This is a genomic window from Hydrogenophaga sp. L76 (assembly GCF_057654755.1).
Genome location: NZ_CM172807.1, coordinates 3,009,787 through 3,027,611, shown reverse-complemented (window position 1 = coordinate 3,027,611; position 17,825 = coordinate 3,009,787). Strand labels below are relative to the sequence as shown.

The window sequence follows — 17,825 nt, the reverse complement described above, 5'->3', positions numbered from 1 at the left end:
CCCCCGGCATGACCCAGCGACGTGCATTTCTCCAGGCCGGCCTGGCCGCTGCGTCGACTCTGGCGGCGCCCTATGTGGCTGCGCAAACCGGCGAAAGGGTGGTCATCATCGGGGGTGGTTTCGGGGGCGCCACAGCCGCGCGCTACCTGCGCCGTTTCAACCCCGCCCTGCAGATCACGCTGGTCGAGCCGGCCAGCGAGTTCGTCATGTGCCCGATGAGCAACCGCGTGATCCATGGCGGCCTGAGTCTGCGGGACATCTCTCGGCCCTACACCCGCCTCGTCGCCCAGAACGGGCTGCGCTGGGTGAAGGCCCGTGCCGACGCTATCGACACCAGCCTGCGCGAGGTGCGCGTGGGGTCCGAGAAGATTCCCTATGACCGGTTGATCGTGGCGCCAGGGGTCGACTACCTGTACGACGGTATCGAGGGTCTGCAGACCGCGGCCCAGCAGGCGCGCGTGCCCCACGCCTGGAAGGCGGGCGAGCAGACCCAGCAGCTGCGCCAGATGCTGCAGGCGCTGCCCGACGGCGGTGTGGTGGCCATGACGGTGCCCAAGGTGCCCTACCGGTGCCCGCCCGGTCCGTATGAACGGGCCAGCCTGATCGCCCATTTCCTGCAGATGCGCAAACCCGGTGCCAAATTGCTGGTGTTTGATGCCAACCCGGAAATTCAGGCCAAGAAGGGCCTGTTTGAAGCGGTCTGGAAAGGCCGCTACGGCGCACAGATCGAGTACGTACCCAATGCCGATCTGAAAGCGGTGGACACCCAGAGCGGTACGCTCAGCTTCGATCTGCAGGGCAAGGTCAAGGCGCAGGTGATCAACGTGATCCCGCCACAGCGCGCCGGCGCCATTGCCCGCAACAGTGGCCTGGCCAATGTGGGGGACCGCTGGTGCGGCGTGGACTTCCTGAGCTACGAGTCGACCGCCGCCAAGGGCGTTTACGTGCTTGGGGATTCGATCTCGGGAGCCCCTGGCATGCCCAAGTCGGCGCACATGGCCAATCAGGAGGCCAAGGTGTGCGCCGGGGCGATCGCAGCACAGACGCTCGGCATGCCTGTTCCGTCCATGCCCATCATCGCCAACACTTGCTACAGCTTCGTCTCGCAGTCGGAGGTGATTCACGTGGCCGCGGTGTACCGCTACGACAGCGCCAAGAAAACCATGGTGCCGGCCAAAGACGCGGGCGGACTGTCCGACCGCCCGACCGCCACGGAAGCGCTCTTCGCCATGGCATGGGCGACCAACATTCTCAATGACACGCTGGGTTGACGTGGACCGGATCGATGGTGCGTTGATACCCCACCATGGCTGAAGTGCCGCTGACGGATACCGGCCTCAGACCACCCTGACACAAGGCACGGTCTTCAATTTCTGCAGACGAAAAAAAAGCCATTCGGGCAAACCGAAGGGCTTTTTTGAGCAACCCGGTCACAACAACCGGGTTGGCAGGGGGAGCGATCAGTAACCGCCGCGACCACCACCGCCGCCGCCATCACGACGACCGCCGCCGCCGTAGGGGCTGCGGAAGCCGCCTTCACCGCCGCCGCCACCACCACCGAAGCCGCCGCCACCACCGCGGGGGCCGCCAAAGCCGCCGCCGCCGGTGCGGGGAGGACGGGCTTCCATCGGACGGGCTTCGTTGACCACCAGGCTGCGACCGCCCAGGGACTGGCCGTTCATGCCTTCAACAGCGGCTTGCGCTTCTGCGTCGTTGCCCATTTCGACAAAGCCGAAGCCCTTCGAACGACCGGTGTCACGTTCCATCATGACCTTGGCGCTGTTGACAGAGCCGTAGGCGCTGAAAGCTTGCTGCAGGTCTTCGTCGCGCACGGTGTAGGGCAGGTTGCCCACGTACAGTTTGTTGCCCATGGTTGGGACTCCTAATAACACTGAGAAAAATAGCGATGGAGCCCCGTTAGCAAACAAACCTGTAGCACGCGAAACCAACCGATCACTTGTCAAGCGAGGCCTCAAGGCGCTCGCGGAAAGATTATGCTCTGAATGCCGCATGGATAGTGACAATTTTTCGGACCCACAAAAGCCCCCAATTCTGAGATGCGGAATAACAACATTTCTTTGGGAAACTTGTGCACCGGGGGGTTGCCGCCGTTTGGTGGGGTGGCTGCGCGACCGCAGCGCTTCAATTTATACTTGTTGCCAGCGCCGATTTGATCCAGATTGCGGGCGCTTAAGAAATGCCGCTAAAGGGGGGATTCCCGGTCTCGCTCTTGGCGGCACCGGGTTTTTGTTTTTGGACCCTGCCCGGCAGGGGAAACCGCTGTGATCGTCACGCCCCAAACGTTCCGGTTCACCGAACCGCTGCCGCTAAAGAGTGGCGCCGTGCTGCCCGCCTACGAGCTGGTGGTGGAAACCTATGGCGCGCTCAACGCAGACCGCTCCAACGCGGTGCTGGTCTGCCACGCCCTCAACGCCTCGCACCACGTCGCTGGCTGGCACGCCGACGCCAACGGCCAGCCGCTGCCGCGCAGCGAGGGCTGGTGGCACAGCATGATCGGCCCAGGCAAGGCGGTGGACACGGACAAGTGGTTCGTGATCGGCGTCAACAACCTCGGCTCCTGCTTCGGCTCCACCGGCCCCACCCACACCAACCCCGCCACCGGCCAGCCCTGGGGCGCGGACTTTCCCGTGGTCACGGTGGAAGACTGGGTCAGCGCGCAGGCCCGCCTGCTCGACGTCATGGGTATCGAGCAACTGGCCGCCGTCATGGGCGGCAGCCTGGGCGGCATGCAGACGCTGAGCTGGACGCTTCAGTACCCCGAGCGCGTGCGCCACGCCATCGTGGTCGCCAGCGCGCCCAACCTCACGGCCGAGAACATTGCCTTCAACGAGGTGGCGCGCCGCGCCATCGTCACCGACCCCGATTTCCATGGCGGCCACTACCTGCGCGAAGGCACCCTGCCGCGGCGCGGCCTGCGCATCGCCCGCATGATCGGCCATATCACGTACCTGAGCGACGACGTGATGAACGAGAAGTTCGGGCGCAGCCTGCGCACCGCGAACGGGGAAGACCCGGCCGACACCGCCGAGCTGGCCTACCGCTACACCACGCAGGATGTGGAGTTCCAGATTGAGAGCTACCTGCGCTACCAGGGTGACAAGTTCAGCGAGTACTTCGATGCCAACACCTACCTGCTGATCACCCGGGCGCTTGATTATTTTGACCCCGCGCGCGAACACGGTGGCAGCCTGAGCGCCGCGCTGGCGCGCGCGAAAGCCCGGTTCCTGCTGGTGAGCTTCACCACCGACTGGCGCTTCTCGCCCGCGCGCAGCCGCGAGATGGTTCAGGCCCTGCTGGAAAACGGGCGTGACGTGAGCTACGCCGAGATCGACGCGCCGCACGGCCACGACGCCTTCCTGCTCGACGACCCGCGTTATCACCAGGCGGTGCGGGCCTACTTCGAGCACACGGTGGGTCAGGCTTCGGGAGGATCGAAATGAGCGAAAAAGCCATTCTGGAATCGATCGCCCGGCTGGTGCCGCCGGGCTCGCGCGTGCTCGATCTGGGCTGTGGCGACGGCGCCCTGCTGGCCCACCTGCAGGCCACGCGCGGCTGCAGCGGCTACGGCGTGGAGATCGACGACGCCAAGGTGCTCGCCTGCGTCAAACGCGGCGTCAACGTGCTGCAGCTCAACCTCGAAGGCGGGCTCACCATGTTCAACGACGACGCCTTCGACGTGGTGCTGCAGATCGACACCCTGCAACACCTGCGCAATGCGCAGACCATGCTGCTGGAGACCGCGCGCGTGGGCCGCCTGGGCATCGTGGCCTTCCCCAACTTTGCCCACTGGCCCAACCGGCTGGCGGTGCTGCAGGGCCACATGCCGGTGACCAAGCGCCTGCCCTACCAGTGGTACGACACGCCCAACATCCGCGTCGGCACCTACCGCGACTTCGAGGTGCTCGCGCGCCGCAACGGCCTCACCATCGAAGACAGCTTCGGCCTGCACGAAGGCCACGAAGTCCGCACCCTGCCCAACCTGCTGGCCAGCACGGCGGTGTTCCGCTTCTCCAGCTGACGGCTGCGGTTAAAATCGCGGCTCACCCGTCACGGGGGAGTAGCCGCCCTGCAACCTGCAGGGGTCTGCGTCAACACACTTGGCCCTCACGGCCATGGCGCAGACAGCCCGCCAGCCTGGCCAGACCTTTGACCACAATGCCTCCGGTTGGGCCGGGGTCGCGTTGTGGTTTCTCTATTGGTCTGGCCCTGGGATCACCATCTTGGAAGCACTTCTGGTCTCCGCCGGCGTCGTCGCGCTCGGTGAAATGGGCGACAAGACGCAACTGCTGGCCATGTTGCTGGCTGCGCGCTTTCGCAAACCCATCCCCATCGTGCTCGGCATCCTGGTGGCCACGCTGGCCAATCACGCGCTGGCCGGCGCCGTGGGACAGTGGGTGGCCGACGCAATCGGCCCGGCGTGGCTGCGCTGGATCATCGGCGCCTCGTTCCTCGCCATGGCGGTGTGGATGATGATCCCCGACCATATCGACGACGACGAGGCCGCTACCAAGGGTCTGCGTCTGGGCGTTTTCGGCACCACCGTGGTCGCGTTCTTTCTGGCCGAGATGGGCGACAAGACGCAGATCGCCACCGTGGCCCTGGCCGCGCGCTACGACGCCTTTGTGGCTGTGGTGGCCGGGACCACGCTGGGCATGATGATCGCTAACGTGCCCGCGGTGTTCCTGGGCGACCAGATTGCGAAAAAGGTGTCCATGACGCTGGTGCACGGCATTTCGGCGCTGATCTTCGCCGTGCTGGGTGTTCTGACGCTGTTCAACGTCGGCCGCTTTTTCTAATGGCCAGCCTCGCGCGCGGCGTCGGCCGCGAAGTCGCCGCCCGTGTTTCCGAGCAGGCCCGGGTAGATCTGTTCAAAGGTGGCCGTGATCTGCGCCAGCGGCAGGTCGTCGAAGCTGCCGCGCTGGTTCACGTATTCCATGTGCTGCTGCCCCGCACGGTCGAACGGGTGGTAGAGCGAATCGTGCACGCCGTCGAATTCCAGTGGCAGCAGCCCGAATTTTTCGCACAGCGAGAGGTTGAAGGCTGGCGTCGCCTTGCGCCAGGCGCCGTCCAGCCACAGCTCGGTGTAGCCATGCCAGACGAACACATCGGTCTGCATGGTCTCGCGCAGCTTCTGGGTGGAGAGGTGGTTGCGCACGTCGGCAAAGCCCAACCGCGCCGGGATGCCGGCCGCCCGCGCCACGGCCGCCAGCACCACCGCCTTGGGCACGCACCAGCCCAACCCCTGCGCCAGCGCCGTGCTGGCTTTCATGCCGTGTTCGGACAGGTCGATGCGGTAAGGGTCATAGCGCAGGCCGTCGCGCACCGCGTTGTACAGCGCCACGGCGCGGTCCCGTTCGGTGGCGCCCTGCGCATGGGTGCGCGCGAAGGCCATCACCGCGGGGTGTGCACTGTCGATGCAGGGCGTCGGGGCCAGGTGGGGGTTCAGTGCTTGCATGCTGCGAAATTACCAGAGTGCCATACGGCCGGACGACACCTGCGGGACGCCCGACCGGCACCCGATCTGTGAGGGCAAGGCAGCAAGTGCCTGTTTTCTTCATTTCATGTATTCGGGTTCGCGCCGTCATTCATCCGGACAAGCCTCCATCCGTTCAGGTGCTGAACGTGATGGACAACACCGCCGCGCACCGCTTCGCATATTTGTGCGGGCACGGTGTAACGCCGCCGTGTGGCCGCCACGCAAGCCGTGGCCGGTCCAAGGCGGCGCGGCCCTGCCTATACTGGCGTTTTGTCCGCGCGGCCCGCGCCGCCAGCCGAAAGACCACGCCATGAATGCCCGACTGCCCCAACCGCTGCCCCCGCTGGATGCTTCGGCCTTGCAGGCCCATGTCGACACCGCATGGGCGCAACGCATCGTGCCCGAGCTGGTGCGCTACATCGAGGTGCCCGCCAAGTCGCCCATGTTTGACCCCGACTGGGCGGCGAACGGCCTGCTGGAGCGCGTGTTGCAGAGCGCGGCCGACTGGGTGCGCGCGCAGTCCGTCGATGGCCTCACACTGGAGATCGTGCGGCTCAACGATGCCAACGGCGTGCCGCGCACGCCGGTGCTGTTCTTCGAAGTGCCGGCCAGCGCCGGGAAAGACGGCACGCCAGTGCCCGCATCCGGCCAGACCGTGCTGATGTACGGCCACCTCGACAAACAGCCCGAGTTCACCGGCTGGCGCAGCGACCTCGGCCCCTGGACGCCGAAGATCGATGACGGCCGCCTCTACGGCCGAGGCGGCGCCGACGACGGTTACGCGGTCTATGCCAGCATCGCCGCGGTGCAGGCGCTCAAGGCCCAGGGCGTGGCGCATCCGCGCATCGTCGGCCTGATCGAGACCTGCGAAGAAAGCGGCTCGGCCGACCTGCTGCCGTATGTGGACGCGCTGCGCACCCGGCTGGGTGACGTGGGCCTGGTGATCTGCGTCGACAGCGGCGCCGGCAACTACGACCAGCTTTGGCTCACCACCAGCCTGCGCGGCATGGCCAGCGGCGTGCTGAAGGTGGAGATCCTCACCGAAGGCATCCATTCCGGCGATGCCTCGGGCCTGGTGCCGTCGAGCTTTCGCATCATGCGGCAGGTGCTGGACCGACTCGAAGACAGCGCCACCGGTCGGCTGTTGCCCGCGAGCTTTCATTGCGAAGTGCCGGCCGAGCGGCTGGCGCAGGCGCAGGCCACCGCGACCATCCTGGGCGAGGAGCTCTACAAACGTTTCCCCTGGGCGCACCACGACTGCGGGGGCTCCAGCGTGTTCGCCCTGCCCACCACCACCGACCCGGTGGAGGCCCTGCTCAACCGCACCTGGCGGCCCACGCTCAGCGTGACCGGCGCCGACGGTTTTCCCACGCTGCAGAACGCCGGCAACGTGTTGCGGCCCTACACCGCGTTCAAGCTCAGCCTGCGCCTGCCGCCGCTGGTGGACGCACCCGCCGCCGTGCAGCAGCTCAAGGCCCTGCTCGAAGACAACGCGCCCTACCAGGCCCGCGTCACTTTCGAGGGCGAAGGCGCGGCCACCGGCTGGAACGCGCCCAGCACCGCGCCCTGGTTTGAAGACGCGCTGCAGGGCGCTTCGCAGGCCCACTTCGGCGCCGCCTGCGGCACCATCGGACAAGGGGGCACCATCCCGCTGATGAACATGCTCAGCCAGGGCTTCCCGAAGGCCCAGATGATGGTCTGCGGCGTGCTCGGTCCCAAGAGCAATGCCCACGGCCCCAACGAATTCCTGCACCTCGACTACGCGCGCCGCCTCACCGCCTCAGTGGCGCAGGTCATGGCGCGCATGCCCTGAGTCTGTCCAGTCCCCGAGTTGCCGGCGACATGTCCGACACCACCCAAGCCCCCTTCACCCTGCGCGACGGCCTGAACCTGGCGCTGTACGACTGGCCATTGCCTTTGCGCATGCGGCCACGCGGGGTGGTGCTCATCGTGCACGGGTTGGGAGAACACGCCTGGCGCTATGACCCGCTGGCCCAGCGCCTGAACGAATGGGGCTTCTGCGTGCGCGCCTACGACCAGCGCGGCCATGGCGAGTCGGGCGGCGATCGCGGGGTGCTGCCGGACGACGATGCCCTGCTCGACGATCTGCTGGAGGTGGTTGAAGACACGCGCAGACACCTTGCACAGCCCTGGGCTTGTCCGCTGATCCTGCTGGGGCACAGCATGGGCGGTCTGGTGGCCTCGACCTTCGTGTTGCGCCAGCGGGCGCCGGTGGACGCGCTGGTGCTGTCTTCTCCGGCGCTGGACGCAGGGATCGGGCCGCTGCAAAAAGGGCTCATCCGTGTGCTGTACCGCTGGGCACCTAACCTGGCCCTGTCCAACGGGCTGGATGCGCGCTGGATATCGCACGACCCCGAGATTGTGCAGGCCTACCAGCGGGACCGTCTGGTGCACGACCGGATCTCTGCACGGCTGGCGAACGTTATCGACAGCGGTGGACCGCATGTGGTGGCGGGAGCGCCCCACTGGACCGTGCCCACCTTGCTGATGTACGCCGGCGCCGACCACCTGGTGCGCGCGGAGGGGAGCCGTGCCTTTGCCGCCGGGGCCCCACGGGAGCGTGTGACCAGCCATTGCCTGGAGGGCCAGTTCCACGAGATTTTCAACGAGCAGGATCCATCAGCGGCCTACGCCCTGCTCAAGGGCTGGCTCGACCAGCTGGTGTCGGTGGTCTGAAGGGCAAACCCCCGCAGCGCTTCGCGGGGCTCAGCGTTTCATCAGGCCGCCGAGCATGCCCATCAGATCGCCCGCATCCAGCTTGCCGTCGCCACCGCCGAGCAGTGCGCCCAGGCCACCCAGGCCGTTGTCCGCCGGCAGCTGGCCTCGGGGCGTGAGCTGGTCGATCAGGCCGGGCAGCAGGTCGGCCAGGGTGCTGGCGGCCTGTTGCTGGTTGCCGCCGAGCTGCCTGGCGATCATGCCCATCAGGTCCGGACCCAGCGCGCCGCCCAGTGCGTCGGGCGAAACCGGCTGGTTGGCGCCCGTGCCCACCCACGATTGCGCAGCGTCACCCAGACCGCCTTGCTGCAGCTTGGCCAGGATGCCTGAAAGGCCACCGGCGTTGTTCATCAGCGCAGCGACGATGCCCATGAGCACCTGCGGATCGATGCCCCCCGAGGCCTGTACCTGGTCAGCTTGCTGGCCACCCAGCGCGGCGCCCATCAGTGAATCCAACAGTCCCATGTGACATCTCCCGTCAAAACGATGACCGGCGCCGCCCGGTGCCGGTTCAGGCTGCATTCTGGACTTGGCGCCGAAGCCACGCAAGCCACGCCAGAGCCAGTCCCGTGAGGGCCACGGGCACCAGTGAACCCACGTTCAGCCACTGCCAGCCCTGGGTGGTGACCAGGGCGCCAGAGGCGAAAGACGTGACCGCCATGGTGGCAAAAACAAAAAAGTTGATGGCGGCCTGTGCGCGGTCTTTTTCCTCAGGCCGGTAGGCTTGCAGCGCCAGGGTGGTGCTGCCGGTGAACAGGAAATTCCAGCCCACGCCGAGCAAAAAAAGCGCAATCAGGAACTGGTGCAGGTCCACGCCCGAGAGCGCGATCGCAATGCAGGCGATGTTGAGCACCACGCCCACGCCCATGATGGTGAGCGTGCCGAAGCGCTTGATCAGGTGCCCGGTGAAGAAGCCCGGCGCAAACATGCCGATCACATGCCATTCGAGCACCAGCGCGGCGTCGTCAAATTCAAAGCCGCACACCTGCATGGCCAGCGGCGTGGCCGCCATCAGCAGGTTCATCACACCGTAGCCCAGCGCCGCCCCGGCGGTGGCCACGATGAAAACCGGCTGACGCATGATGACCGAGAGCGGGCGCCCCGGGTCGGCGTTGGCCTTCTTGGGCGGCAGCGGTGGAAATTTCAGAAACGACATGATGGCCATCGACAGCAGCGCCACCACGGCCAGCGCCAGGTAGGCACCGGCAAACGGCACCTCGAACAGGCTGCGCGTGCGGCTGGCCAGATTGGGTCCCAGCACCGCGCCCACCAGACCGCCGGCCAACACCAGCGACACCGCTTTTTCTCGAAAATCGGGCGCGCTCAACTCGGCAGCGGCAAACCGGTACAACTGGCCGTTGGCGCTGTAGTAGCCGGCGATCACGGTGGCCGTCACGAGCAGCCAGAAGTTTTTGTCGATCGCTGCCCAGAAGCACAGCAGCGCCGAAGCCAACGCCACCAGCAGCCCGATCTGGAACGAGCCCTTGCGGCCGAACGCGCTCTGGGTGCGCGCCACCAGCGGCGTGGACAGCGCCCCGCCCACCACGTAGCCCATCACGGGCAGGGTGGCCATCCAGCCCAGTGGCGCGAGCGACAGCCCGACCAGCCCGTTGATGGCGATGAAGACCACGTTGTTGGTCAGGAACAGGCCTTGCGCGGCGGCCAGGAGCCAGAGATTCTTGTTCATAAGTGGTTGTTTATACAAGGCGTTGGGCGCTTCTGGGGTCGCGGACCCGACGGTATAGTGGGCCAAGTCGGCCAGCCGGCCGTTTGCACCATCTGTAAAGACGCAGATTCCAGGAGGACTCATGAACGCAAGCGCTGAAACGAAGACCGACGACGCCAACAAGACCCTCACGACGGTGATCTACGCGCTGTACGCCTCGTCGCTGCTGCTCGGCATCACCTGCCTGGTGGCCATCGTCATGAACTATGTGAAGAAGGACGACGTGGCCGGCACCTACCTGGAAAGCCATTTCCGCTGGCAGATCCGCACCTTCTGGTTCGCGCTGCTCTGGAGCGTGATCGGTGTGCTCACCCTGTTTCTGGTGGTGGGCGCCTTCGTCCTGCTGGGCAACCTGGTCTGGTTCATCTACCGCATTGTCAAGGGCTGGCTCTACCTCAACGATGGCAAGCCGATGTACGCCACGACCGCCTGAGGTGGTCCGGCGCGGCTTCAGGGCTGCGAGGCGATGACCAGCGCCGCCAGCGCGGCGGTTTCTGCGCGCAGCACGCGTGGGCCCAGGGTCACCGGGATGAAGCCCGCCGTTCGGGCCTGGGCATCCTCGGACGGGCTGAGCCCCCCCTCCGGGCCACTCAGGAACAGCAGCGGTGCCTGGGCCGGCATGTCGCGCAGCACGTCGGCCAGGGGGCGGGTGTCGGGCGCGAGCGAGAGCAGACAGCGCAGGGGGCGGGGGGCCTCTGGATCGGCCTCTTGCGCGGCGCCTGATTTCAGCCAGGCCAGCAGTTCCTGAACCGGCGACACGGCCGGCACGCGGTTGCCGCCACATTGTTCGCAGGCCGCGATGGCCACCGACTGCCAATGCGCCTGTTTCTTGGTGGCGCGCTCGCCGCTCAGGCGCAGCACGCTGTGTGCGGTGTGCAGGGGCTGGATGCCGGCCACGCCGAGTTCGGCGGCTTTTTCCACCAGCCAGTCCATGCGGTCGTTGGCGGGCATGCCCAGCGCCAGGTGCACACGGCGGCTGGCTTCGCGCTCCAGGGCCTCGTGGCTGTCCACGCGCACCGCCACGTCGCTGCGGCCCATGCGCAGGATGGTGGCGCTGTATTCGCCGCCTTCGCCGTTGAACAGCGTGATGACGCCGCCCGGTTGCAGGCGCAGCACCTGCACGTGGCGCGCAGCGGCAGCGGGCAGTTCCAGCTCGGCGCCGAGGGTCATCGGGACGGGGCAGTGAAAGCGCGGCATGTGGGGATCAGACCCGCCCGAAGGCGTAGCCCGACGCGGCCTCGAAACCTTCGATCTTGTCGATGAGCTGGAGGAACGGGCCGAGTTCGCGGTAGCGGTGCGTGGTGTGGCGGATGTAGTGGATGAAGCGCGGCGCGTCGGCCAGGTACTTGGGCTTGCCGTCGCGCAGCGTGAGGCGCGCGAAGATGCCTGCCACCTTCAGGTGGCGTTGCAGGCCCATCCACTCCACCGCACGGTAGAAGGCACCGAAGTCGCTGTGCCAGTCCTCGAAGTCCATCAGGCCGGCCTGGCGGGCTTTCTCCCAATAGCGGATGGTGACGTCGATGACGAAGTCCTCTTCCCAGGTCAGGAAGGCGTCGCGCATCAGGCTGGCCACGTCGTAGGTGATGGGGCCGTAGACCGCGTCCTGGAAATCGAGCACACCAAGCTGCTGGGCCGGTGTGGTGCCAGGCTGGCGGGGGATCATCAGATTCCGGGGCATGAAGTCGCGGTGCACGTAGACGCTGGGTGTGGCGAGGTTGCGCCGGACGATGCTGTCAAAGGCCTTCTTCAGTGTCGTGGCCTCCTTGGCATCCAGCGTCACCTGACGGTGCTGCGTGAGGTACCAGTCAGGGAACAACTGCAGTTCGCGCCGCAGCAGGGTCTCATCGTAGGGCGGCAGCACGCCGGGCTTCGAGGCGAGCTGCCAGGCCAGCAGGCTGTCGAGCGCGGCCATGTAGTGGGCGTGGCTGGCCTGCGGCCGTTCCGGGTTGATCACGTCCAGCAGGGTCTGGTGACCCAGGTCGCTCAGGAGCATGAAACCCTGTGGCTCGTCCCAGGCCAGCACATCGGGCACCAGCAACCCCGCATCGCGCATCAGCGCGGCCACCTGCACAAAGGGCTGGCAGTTTTCGTGTGCCGGTGGCGCATCCATGATGATGAGGCTGCCGCCGCTCAGGCGGTCCAGCCGCAGGTAGCGCCGAAAGCTGGCATCGGCAGAAGCCGGTCGCAGCGAGGTCGCCAGCAGGCCGTGCTGCCGGGCGAGAGGCGCCAGCCAGGCCAGGAAAGCGGCTTCGCGCTGCGGGTCCGTCCACGCGACGGCGTTCGTATTGGGGGGCATGTCTGGGGCGGGGGTTGGGGGGTGTCAGCGACCGTCGCCGTGAAGCGGCAACAGGCATAGGATAATCGCCGCAGATTCGAAAAATCCATTGCGCCGCTGACCTGGTTCCGGGCGGGCGTTTCGTGGTCCCGCCGACCTGTTGCAGCGGGACCGAGTTCCTACAGCATTCAGAGTCGGCCGTTTTGCCACACACCGCCTTGAAACCTGCTTCCAGACCCATCCCCGCTTTTTCCCGCAGCGCTCGTGCAGCGAGCGGCGCCTGTCCCGAACCGACCCGCCTGTCCCGGGCCGTCCAGGGTGCCATTGCGGTGCTGGCGCTGGGTGCCGGGGCTGTGCCGGTGTGGGCGCAGGATGCCGATGCCGGAGAATCGGTCCGACTCAAACCGGGCGCCCTGTTGCAGGAGACGCTGCCGCCAGAAACGCGCAAGCAGTTGCCGACCTTTGTGTGGGGTGAGCGCATGGAAGGCAAGACCGACGACCTCACCGTGATCGACGGCGAGGTGGAGCTCCGGCGCCACGACACGGTCATTCGCGCGGATCGGGTCGAATTCGACCAGCGCACCAACGAGGCGCTCGCCACGGGCCATGTCCTGATCAACCGCAGTGGCGACCGCTTCGAGGGTCCCGAGTTGCAGATGAACGTGGAGACCTACAAAGGCCATTTTTCGGAACCCACCTACCGGTTGTTGAAGAACCAGGCCAACGGCGACGCCAGCCGCATCGACTTCCTGAGCCAGGACAAGATGGTGGTGCACGACGGGCGCTACTCCACCTGCGAGCGGCCGCCGGGCAGCACCTGGATGCCGGACTGGCTGGTCCGCGCCACCACCATCGAGCTGGACACCGAGGAAGACGTGGGCACGGCCAAGGGCGGTGTGCTGGAGTTCAAGGGTGTGCCGATCCTGGCGGCGCCCTATTTCACTTTCCCGTTGTCCGACAAGCGCAAATCGGGGGTCCTGCCGCCGAGCATGGCCATCGACAATCAAAGTGGCGTGCAGCTGACAGCCCCGTATTACCTGAACCTGGCGCCGAACATGGACGCCACGCTCACGCCGACGCTGATGACCAAGCGGGGGGTGGACCTGGCGGGCGAGTTCCGCTATCTGCAGCCCAGCTACACCGGCCGTCTGAGGGCGTCCTTTTTGCCGTCGGACCGGCTCCGTGATGACGATCGCTGGGCTTATTCGCTGCAGCACAATCAGCGTCTGACCAGCAACCTAGGTGAGGGGGGACCCATTGGTCTGAACCTGAATCTGAACCGGGTAGGTGACGATAATTACTGGCGCGATTTCCCGCGTTCCCTGACCTCCCTGACCTCACGCCTGCTGCGAAGCGACGCAGTCGCCACGTGGGCGGGAGGACCCTGGTGGGTCCGAGGGGCTGCGTATCAGTGGCAGTCCTTGCAGGATCCCAATGCGCCATTCACACCCCCCTACGATCGATTGCCCTCATTGGCAGTGAGCTACCAGCAGCTTGATCGGTATTTGTTGGGTATCCCAGGTTGGGATGTGACCGTCCAGACCGATGTCACGCGCTTTCAGCGCTCCGTTCTGGTCTCGGGTTCCGAGCTGAAGTCGGGCGGAGACCGCGCACTGGCCGTGTCCGAGATCACACGGCGTTGGCAGGCGCCGGGTTGGTTTCTCCAGCCCCGCGCCCGTCTGCATGCCACCCAGTACCGGTATGACGGCGAAGGTGGTGTTTCCACCTCGGCCTCGCGCGTTGTTCCTACCCTGAGCCTGGACAGCGGGCTGTTGTTTGAGCGGCCGGTGGCCTTTTTTGGCCGCGCCTACACACAGACGCTGGAGCCCAGAGCCTTTTTCACCTGGACGCCTTACCGCGACCAGGCCGATTTGCCCAACTTCGATTCGGGCACCCGGGATTTCAACCTGGCCAGCATGTTCTCCGAATACGCATTCAACGGGAACGACCGCATTTCGGACACCCGGGCAGTGACCCTGGGTGTGAATTCCCGGTTGCTGAATCCCGACAGTGGGGTGGAGGTGATCCGGCTGGGCTTGGCTCAACGCATGTTGCTGGCCGACCAGAACGTCACCTTGCCGGGCAGAGCACCGGTGACGGAACGCCTGAGCGACATGTTTCTGTCGGCCCGCGTGCAGTGGGACCCCCTGTGGGCGTTCGACTCCAACCTGCAATACAACCCCAAGAGTCGGGAGAGTGTCCGCACGACATTGGGCGGGCGCTACACGCCAGGTCCTTACCGTGTCCTGAGCGCGGCCTACCGTATTCAGCGAGACGTCAGCGAGCAGATTGATCTGGGCTGGCAGTGGCCACTCGCCGCTTTGTGGGGAAATGCGCCGGCGCGTGTGCCGGGTCGTGCCCTGGGGCCGGGCCAGTGGTACTCTGTCGGACGCTTGAACTACAGCATGCCCGATCGCAAGATCATCGATCTTGTGGCCGGATTTGAATACGATGCCGGGTGCTGGCTGGGGCGCGTGGTGGTGTCCCGTCTGCAGCAGAGCACGACCGCAGCCAACCAGAGCATTTTGTTCCAGCTTGAGTTTTCCGGCTTCTCTCGTGTCGGCGCAAGCTCGCTTCAGACCCTGCAGGGCAACGTACCGAAATACCAGTACCTGCGTGAAGAGATTGCCCCGCCAAGCCGTTTCCAGCAGTACGACTGACCCACACAGATCCACATGACCGACATTGCCCGCTTGCGCCCTTTGCCCGCTTTGTTGTGCGGCCTGGCACTGTTCGCGCTGAATCCCGTTTCCGCCTCCGCCCAGTCCTTGCGCTTGAGCAGCGAGCTTGAACGGGCAGGCAGTACACAGCCGTCCGTGGCCACGCGCACGGTGGACTACATCGTTGCGCTGGTCAATTCCGAGCCGGTCACCAACAGCGAAGTGCGGCAACGCCTGCTGCGTGTCGAACAGCAGTACGCCCAGCGAGGCGTCGCGCTGCCTCCCCGGGAGGAACTGGCGCGCCTCGTGCTGGAACAACTGGTGGCCGAACGTGCTCAGCAACAGGAGGCGAATGAGCTGGGGCTGCGTGTGGACGAGGCGTCCCTCGCTCAGGCCGAACAGGCGATCGCGGCCCAGAACCAGCTCACCCCGGAAGAGTTTCGCCGGCGTGTGGCTGCCGAAGGCATGGACATCAACCGGATGCGCAACGAACTGCGCGGTCAGATCCTGCTGCAACGCGTGCGCGAGCGCGAAGTGGAACTGCGGGTGAAGGTGAACGAATCCGAAATCGACGCGTTCATCCGGGAGCAAGGCGCCAACAACCCCGACAGCCTGGAGTTGAGTCTGGCTCATGTGCTGGTGCAGGTGCCCGATTCGGCCAGCGCTGCGCGCATCAGCGAGTTGCAGGCCAAAGCCCAGAGCGTGGCCGATCGCGCGCGCGCGGGGGGCGACTTTGCTGCGCTGGCGCGAGAGTTTTCCGATGCGCCAGAGGGCGCGACGGGCGGTGAGTTTGGCTGGCGTCCGATCGCCCGGCTGCCGGAGTTGTTCGTTGACGCGACACGTTCACTGGTCGCCGGGGGTGTCGCGGGGCCGTTGCGCAGTGAAGCGGGCTTCCACGTGCTCAAGCTGATCGACAAGCGCCAGACCAGTACATCACCCGAGTTCACCGTCACCCAGACCCGCGCGCGCCATATCCTGCTGCGCACAGGACCCCAGCTCAGCCAGGCCGATGCGGTCGCCCGGCTCAATCGGTACCGCCAGCAGGTGGCCAGCGGGCAGGGCAGTTTTGAAGAGCTGGCGCGAGAGCACAGTCAGGACGGTTCGGCGGGCCAGGGGGGTGATCTGGGCTGGAGCGTTCCGGGGCAGTTTGTCCCCGAGTTTGAAGAGGTGATGGACAGGCTGCAACCCGGCGAGATGTCGCAGCCGCTGGTGTCGCGCTTTGGTGTGCACCTCATCCGGGTCGATGAGCGCCGCAATACCGCCATGAGCGAACGTGAACAGCGCGAAGTGGCCCGCGCCCGGCTGCGGGATCAGAAAGCCCAGGCGGTGCTGTTGAACTGGTCACAAGACGTGCGCGCGCGCGCCTTCGTGGAATACCGCGAAGACCCCCGGCCCTGATCGCGGACCGTACGCCGCGCACATGAAACACATCGCGCGCAAGCGCTTTGGTCAGCACTTCCTGACCGACCAGGGCATCATCGAAGCCATCGTGCGCGAGATCGCTCCGTCGCCGGCCGATCACATGGTCGAGATCGGCCCCGGGCTTGCCGCGCTCACGCAACCCCTGGTTGAGCGACTGGGATACTTGACGGTCATCGAGCTGGATCGTGATCTGGCCGTTCGCTTGCGTGCCCATCCTCGGTTGCGGGTGGTCGAGTCCGATGTGCTGAAGGTGGACTTCACGGCGTTGGCGCATGAACTGCATTCGGTTCAGCGCCCTCCGGCCCCGGGGGGCGCACCGGACCCCCAGCGGGCGGAGCGCATCGGGATCCGGGTGGTGGGCAACCTGCCCTACAACATCTCCACACCCATCCTGTTCCACCTGCTGGACCATGTGGCGGTGATTCAGGACCAGCATTTCATGCTGCAGAAAGAAGTGATCGACCGCATGGTGGCCCGACCGGCCTCAGCGGACTACAGCCGCCTGTCCGTCATGCTGCAGTGGCGCTACGCCATGGAAAACGTGTTGTTCGTGCCACCTGAGAGCTTCGATCCGCCACCGCGCGTGGACAGCGCCATCGTGCGCATGGTTCCGCTGGCGCAGCCACCGGCCATTGACCTGAAGCTCTACGGCGAACTCGTGCAGACCGCCTTCAGCCAGCGCCGCAAGATCCTGCGCAACACACTCGGGAAATGGCTGGAAGCCCGCAACTTTGCCGGCACTTTTGATCTGCAGCGCCGCGCCGAAGAGGTACCGGTGCACGAGTACGTGGCGCTCGCCCAGGCTGTTCAATAGAAAACACGCAGGCATAAAAAAGCCGCTGCATCGCAGCGGCTTTTTTCCTTCCAGGGCACCGCGGAACCGGCTTTGCCGGGCCGCCAGTGCCGCCCCCTTGAGGGGGAGACGCCGAAGGCGGCGCGGGGGTGGGTCAAGTCAGGTCAGGCCGCAGCCAGCCAGTACCCGGCGTTGAACGGGCTGCTCATGCGAAGCGCCATCGGACTCACGTCCAGGAGCTTGTCCGTCGGCATCGGCTCTTCGTTTTCCACCTCGATCGGTGCTTCGCCTTTGGATGCGCGCGCGACCGAGAAGGAGTAGAAGCAACGGAACGGGATCTTGCGATCGCTCCAGTAGTCGGCGGTGTCGCGGAAGATGTCGAGCAGTTGCTCGCGCGCTTCCTTGTCGAACTTGGCGTGGGCCGGGATGTGCTCCAGCACGACGATGAAACCGGTCTGCGGACCCGACTTGTGGACCAGATCGGTCATGCAGTCGTAGAGCGCATCGAAGTTCTTGCCGAAGTGCGACGGCAGCGTGTACTGCGCCGCGATCAACTCCAGCACATCCTGCTTGCTCTGGGCCTTGGCCAGGTTGGCGTACAGAAAGTGGTGACCCAACTGCTCGGCCGCAGCCTGCAGGTCTTTCACGCCATAGGCGCGAATCGACTGAACGATATTGGGTTTTACGTTACGAAGTGGCGTGTCCATCTCCGCGTC

16 protein-coding genes, 1 pseudogene and 1 riboswitch are annotated in these 17,825 nt (G+C 65.8%); of the genes and pseudogenes, 10 read left to right on the top strand and 7 right to left on the bottom strand.

Annotation, left to right across the window (positions count from 1 at the left end; translation table 11 throughout):
• Positions 1 to 8: 8 nt before the first annotated feature.
• The gene (locus tag AC23D4_RS14580; RefSeq protein WP_472888585.1) at positions 9 to 1,271 is read left to right on the top strand and encodes an FCSD flavin-binding domain-containing protein; all 1,263 of its coding nucleotides are present in this window, start codon (positions 9 to 11) and stop codon (positions 1,269 to 1,271) included.
• 189 nt (positions 1,272 to 1,460) lie between these two features.
• On the opposite strand, the gene rbp is transcribed toward AC23D4_RS14580, so the two are convergent.
• Complete coding sequence (gene rbp / locus AC23D4_RS14575; RefSeq protein WP_472888586.1) at positions 1,461 to 1,871, bottom strand: RNA-binding regulator; 411 nt, start codon at positions 1,869 to 1,871, stop codon at positions 1,461 to 1,463.
• Between the two features lie 411 nt (positions 1,872 to 2,282).
• Here rbp and metX point away from each other — a divergent pair, with 411 nt between their 5' ends.
• The 3 genes from metX to AC23D4_RS14560 all read left to right on the top strand — a co-directional run bounded on the left by metX (position 2,283) and on the right by AC23D4_RS14560 (position 4,817).
• Positions 2,283 to 3,461, top strand: a complete 1,179-nt coding sequence (gene metX / locus AC23D4_RS14570; protein WP_472888587.1) for a homoserine O-succinyltransferase MetX — start codon at positions 2,283 to 2,285, stop codon at positions 3,459 to 3,461.
• Positions 3,458 to 4,039 carry a methionine biosynthesis protein MetW gene (metW, locus tag AC23D4_RS14565; protein WP_177136720.1) on the top strand — a complete coding sequence of 194 codons (582 nt, stop codon included), beginning with the start codon at positions 3,458 to 3,460 and terminating at the stop codon, positions 4,037 to 4,039. Before metX ends, metW begins: the two co-directional genes overlap by 4 nt.
• Positions 4,040 to 4,061: 22 nt before the next feature.
• Positions 4,062 to 4,231: riboswitch (yybP-ykoY riboswitch) on the top strand.
• A gap of 10 nt (positions 4,232 to 4,241) precedes the next feature.
• A complete protein-coding gene (locus tag AC23D4_RS14560) occupies positions 4,242 to 4,817 on the top strand; it encodes a TMEM165/GDT1 family protein (protein WP_472888588.1) in 576 nt (191 codons plus the stop codon).
• Here the strand turns inward: AC23D4_RS14560 and AC23D4_RS14555 are convergent.
• Positions 4,814 to 5,476 carry a transglutaminase-like domain-containing protein gene (locus tag AC23D4_RS14555; protein WP_472888589.1) on the bottom strand — a complete coding sequence of 221 codons (663 nt, stop codon included), beginning with the start codon at positions 5,474 to 5,476 and terminating at the stop codon, positions 4,814 to 4,816. The two genes, AC23D4_RS14560 and AC23D4_RS14555, sit on opposite strands and share 4 nt — an antisense overlap.
• Before the next feature lie 331 nt (positions 5,477 to 5,807).
• Here AC23D4_RS14555 and AC23D4_RS14550 point away from each other — a divergent pair, with 331 nt between their 5' ends.
• Positions 5,808 to 7,310 carry a M20 family metallopeptidase gene (locus AC23D4_RS14550; protein ID WP_472888590.1) on the top strand — a complete coding sequence of 501 codons (1,503 nt, stop codon included), beginning with the start codon at positions 5,808 to 5,810 and terminating at the stop codon, positions 7,308 to 7,310.
• 29 nt (positions 7,311 to 7,339) lie between these two features.
• Positions 7,340 to 8,194 (top strand): alpha/beta hydrolase, encoded by an 855-nt coding sequence (locus tag AC23D4_RS14545; protein WP_472888591.1) that lies wholly within the window; start codon positions 7,340 to 7,342, stop codon positions 8,192 to 8,194.
• Between the two features lie 30 nt (positions 8,195 to 8,224).
• Here the strand turns inward: AC23D4_RS14545 and AC23D4_RS14540 are convergent, their stop codons facing one another.
• Together AC23D4_RS14540 and AC23D4_RS14535 are read right to left on the bottom strand one after the other, a co-directional pair.
• Positions 8,225 to 8,698, bottom strand: a complete 474-nt coding sequence (locus AC23D4_RS14540) for a YidB family protein (protein ID WP_472888592.1) — start codon at positions 8,696 to 8,698, stop codon at positions 8,225 to 8,227.
• A gap of 46 nt (positions 8,699 to 8,744) precedes the next feature.
• Complete coding sequence (locus AC23D4_RS14535) at positions 8,745 to 9,920, bottom strand: MFS transporter (RefSeq protein ID WP_472888593.1); 1,176 nt, start codon at positions 9,918 to 9,920, stop codon at positions 8,745 to 8,747.
• Between the two features lie 121 nt (positions 9,921 to 10,041).
• Here AC23D4_RS14535 and AC23D4_RS14530 point away from each other — a divergent pair, with 121 nt between their 5' ends.
• Entirely contained in the window at positions 10,042 to 10,392 is a 351-nt protein-coding gene (locus tag AC23D4_RS14530) for a DUF4870 family protein (protein WP_472888594.1), read from the top strand.
• Between the two features lie 17 nt (positions 10,393 to 10,409).
• Here the strand turns inward: AC23D4_RS14530 and AC23D4_RS14525 are convergent, their stop codons facing one another.
• Complete coding sequence (locus tag AC23D4_RS14525; protein ID WP_472888595.1) at positions 10,410 to 11,156, bottom strand: 16S rRNA (uracil(1498)-N(3))-methyltransferase; 747 nt, start codon at positions 11,154 to 11,156, stop codon at positions 10,410 to 10,412.
• Positions 11,157 to 11,163: 7 nt separating this feature from the next.
• The gene (locus AC23D4_RS14520) at positions 11,164 to 12,255 is read right to left on the bottom strand and encodes an aminoglycoside phosphotransferase family protein (RefSeq protein ID WP_472888596.1); all 1,092 of its coding nucleotides are present in this window, start codon (positions 12,253 to 12,255) and stop codon (positions 11,164 to 11,166) included.
• 197 nt (positions 12,256 to 12,452) lie between these two features.
• On the opposite strand from AC23D4_RS14520, the gene AC23D4_RS14515 reads away from it, so the two are divergent.
• The 3 genes from AC23D4_RS14515 to rsmA are packed head-to-tail and all read left to right on the top strand — an operon-like array spanning position 12,453 to position 17,130.
• Positions 12,453 to 14,894 (top strand): LPS-assembly protein LptD, encoded by a 2,442-nt coding sequence (locus tag AC23D4_RS14515; RefSeq protein WP_472888597.1) that lies wholly within the window; start codon positions 12,453 to 12,455, stop codon positions 14,892 to 14,894.
• A gap of 15 nt (positions 14,895 to 14,909) precedes the next feature.
• Positions 14,910 to 16,292, top strand: a complete 1,383-nt coding sequence (locus AC23D4_RS14510) for a peptidylprolyl isomerase (RefSeq protein ID WP_472888598.1) — start codon at positions 14,910 to 14,912, stop codon at positions 16,290 to 16,292.
• Positions 16,293 to 16,314: 22 nt separating this feature from the next.
• The gene (gene rsmA, locus AC23D4_RS14505; RefSeq protein WP_472888599.1) at positions 16,315 to 17,130 is read left to right on the top strand and encodes a 16S rRNA (adenine(1518)-N(6)/adenine(1519)-N(6))-dimethyltransferase RsmA; all 816 of its coding nucleotides are present in this window, start codon (positions 16,315 to 16,317) and stop codon (positions 17,128 to 17,130) included.
• A gap of 290 nt (positions 17,131 to 17,420) precedes the next feature.
• Here the strand turns inward: rsmA and AC23D4_RS14500 are convergent.
• Positions 17,421 to 17,816: pseudogene (locus AC23D4_RS14500) on the bottom strand (barstar family protein); the annotation flags it as partial.
• Between the last annotated feature and the right edge of the window lie 9 nt (positions 17,817 to 17,825).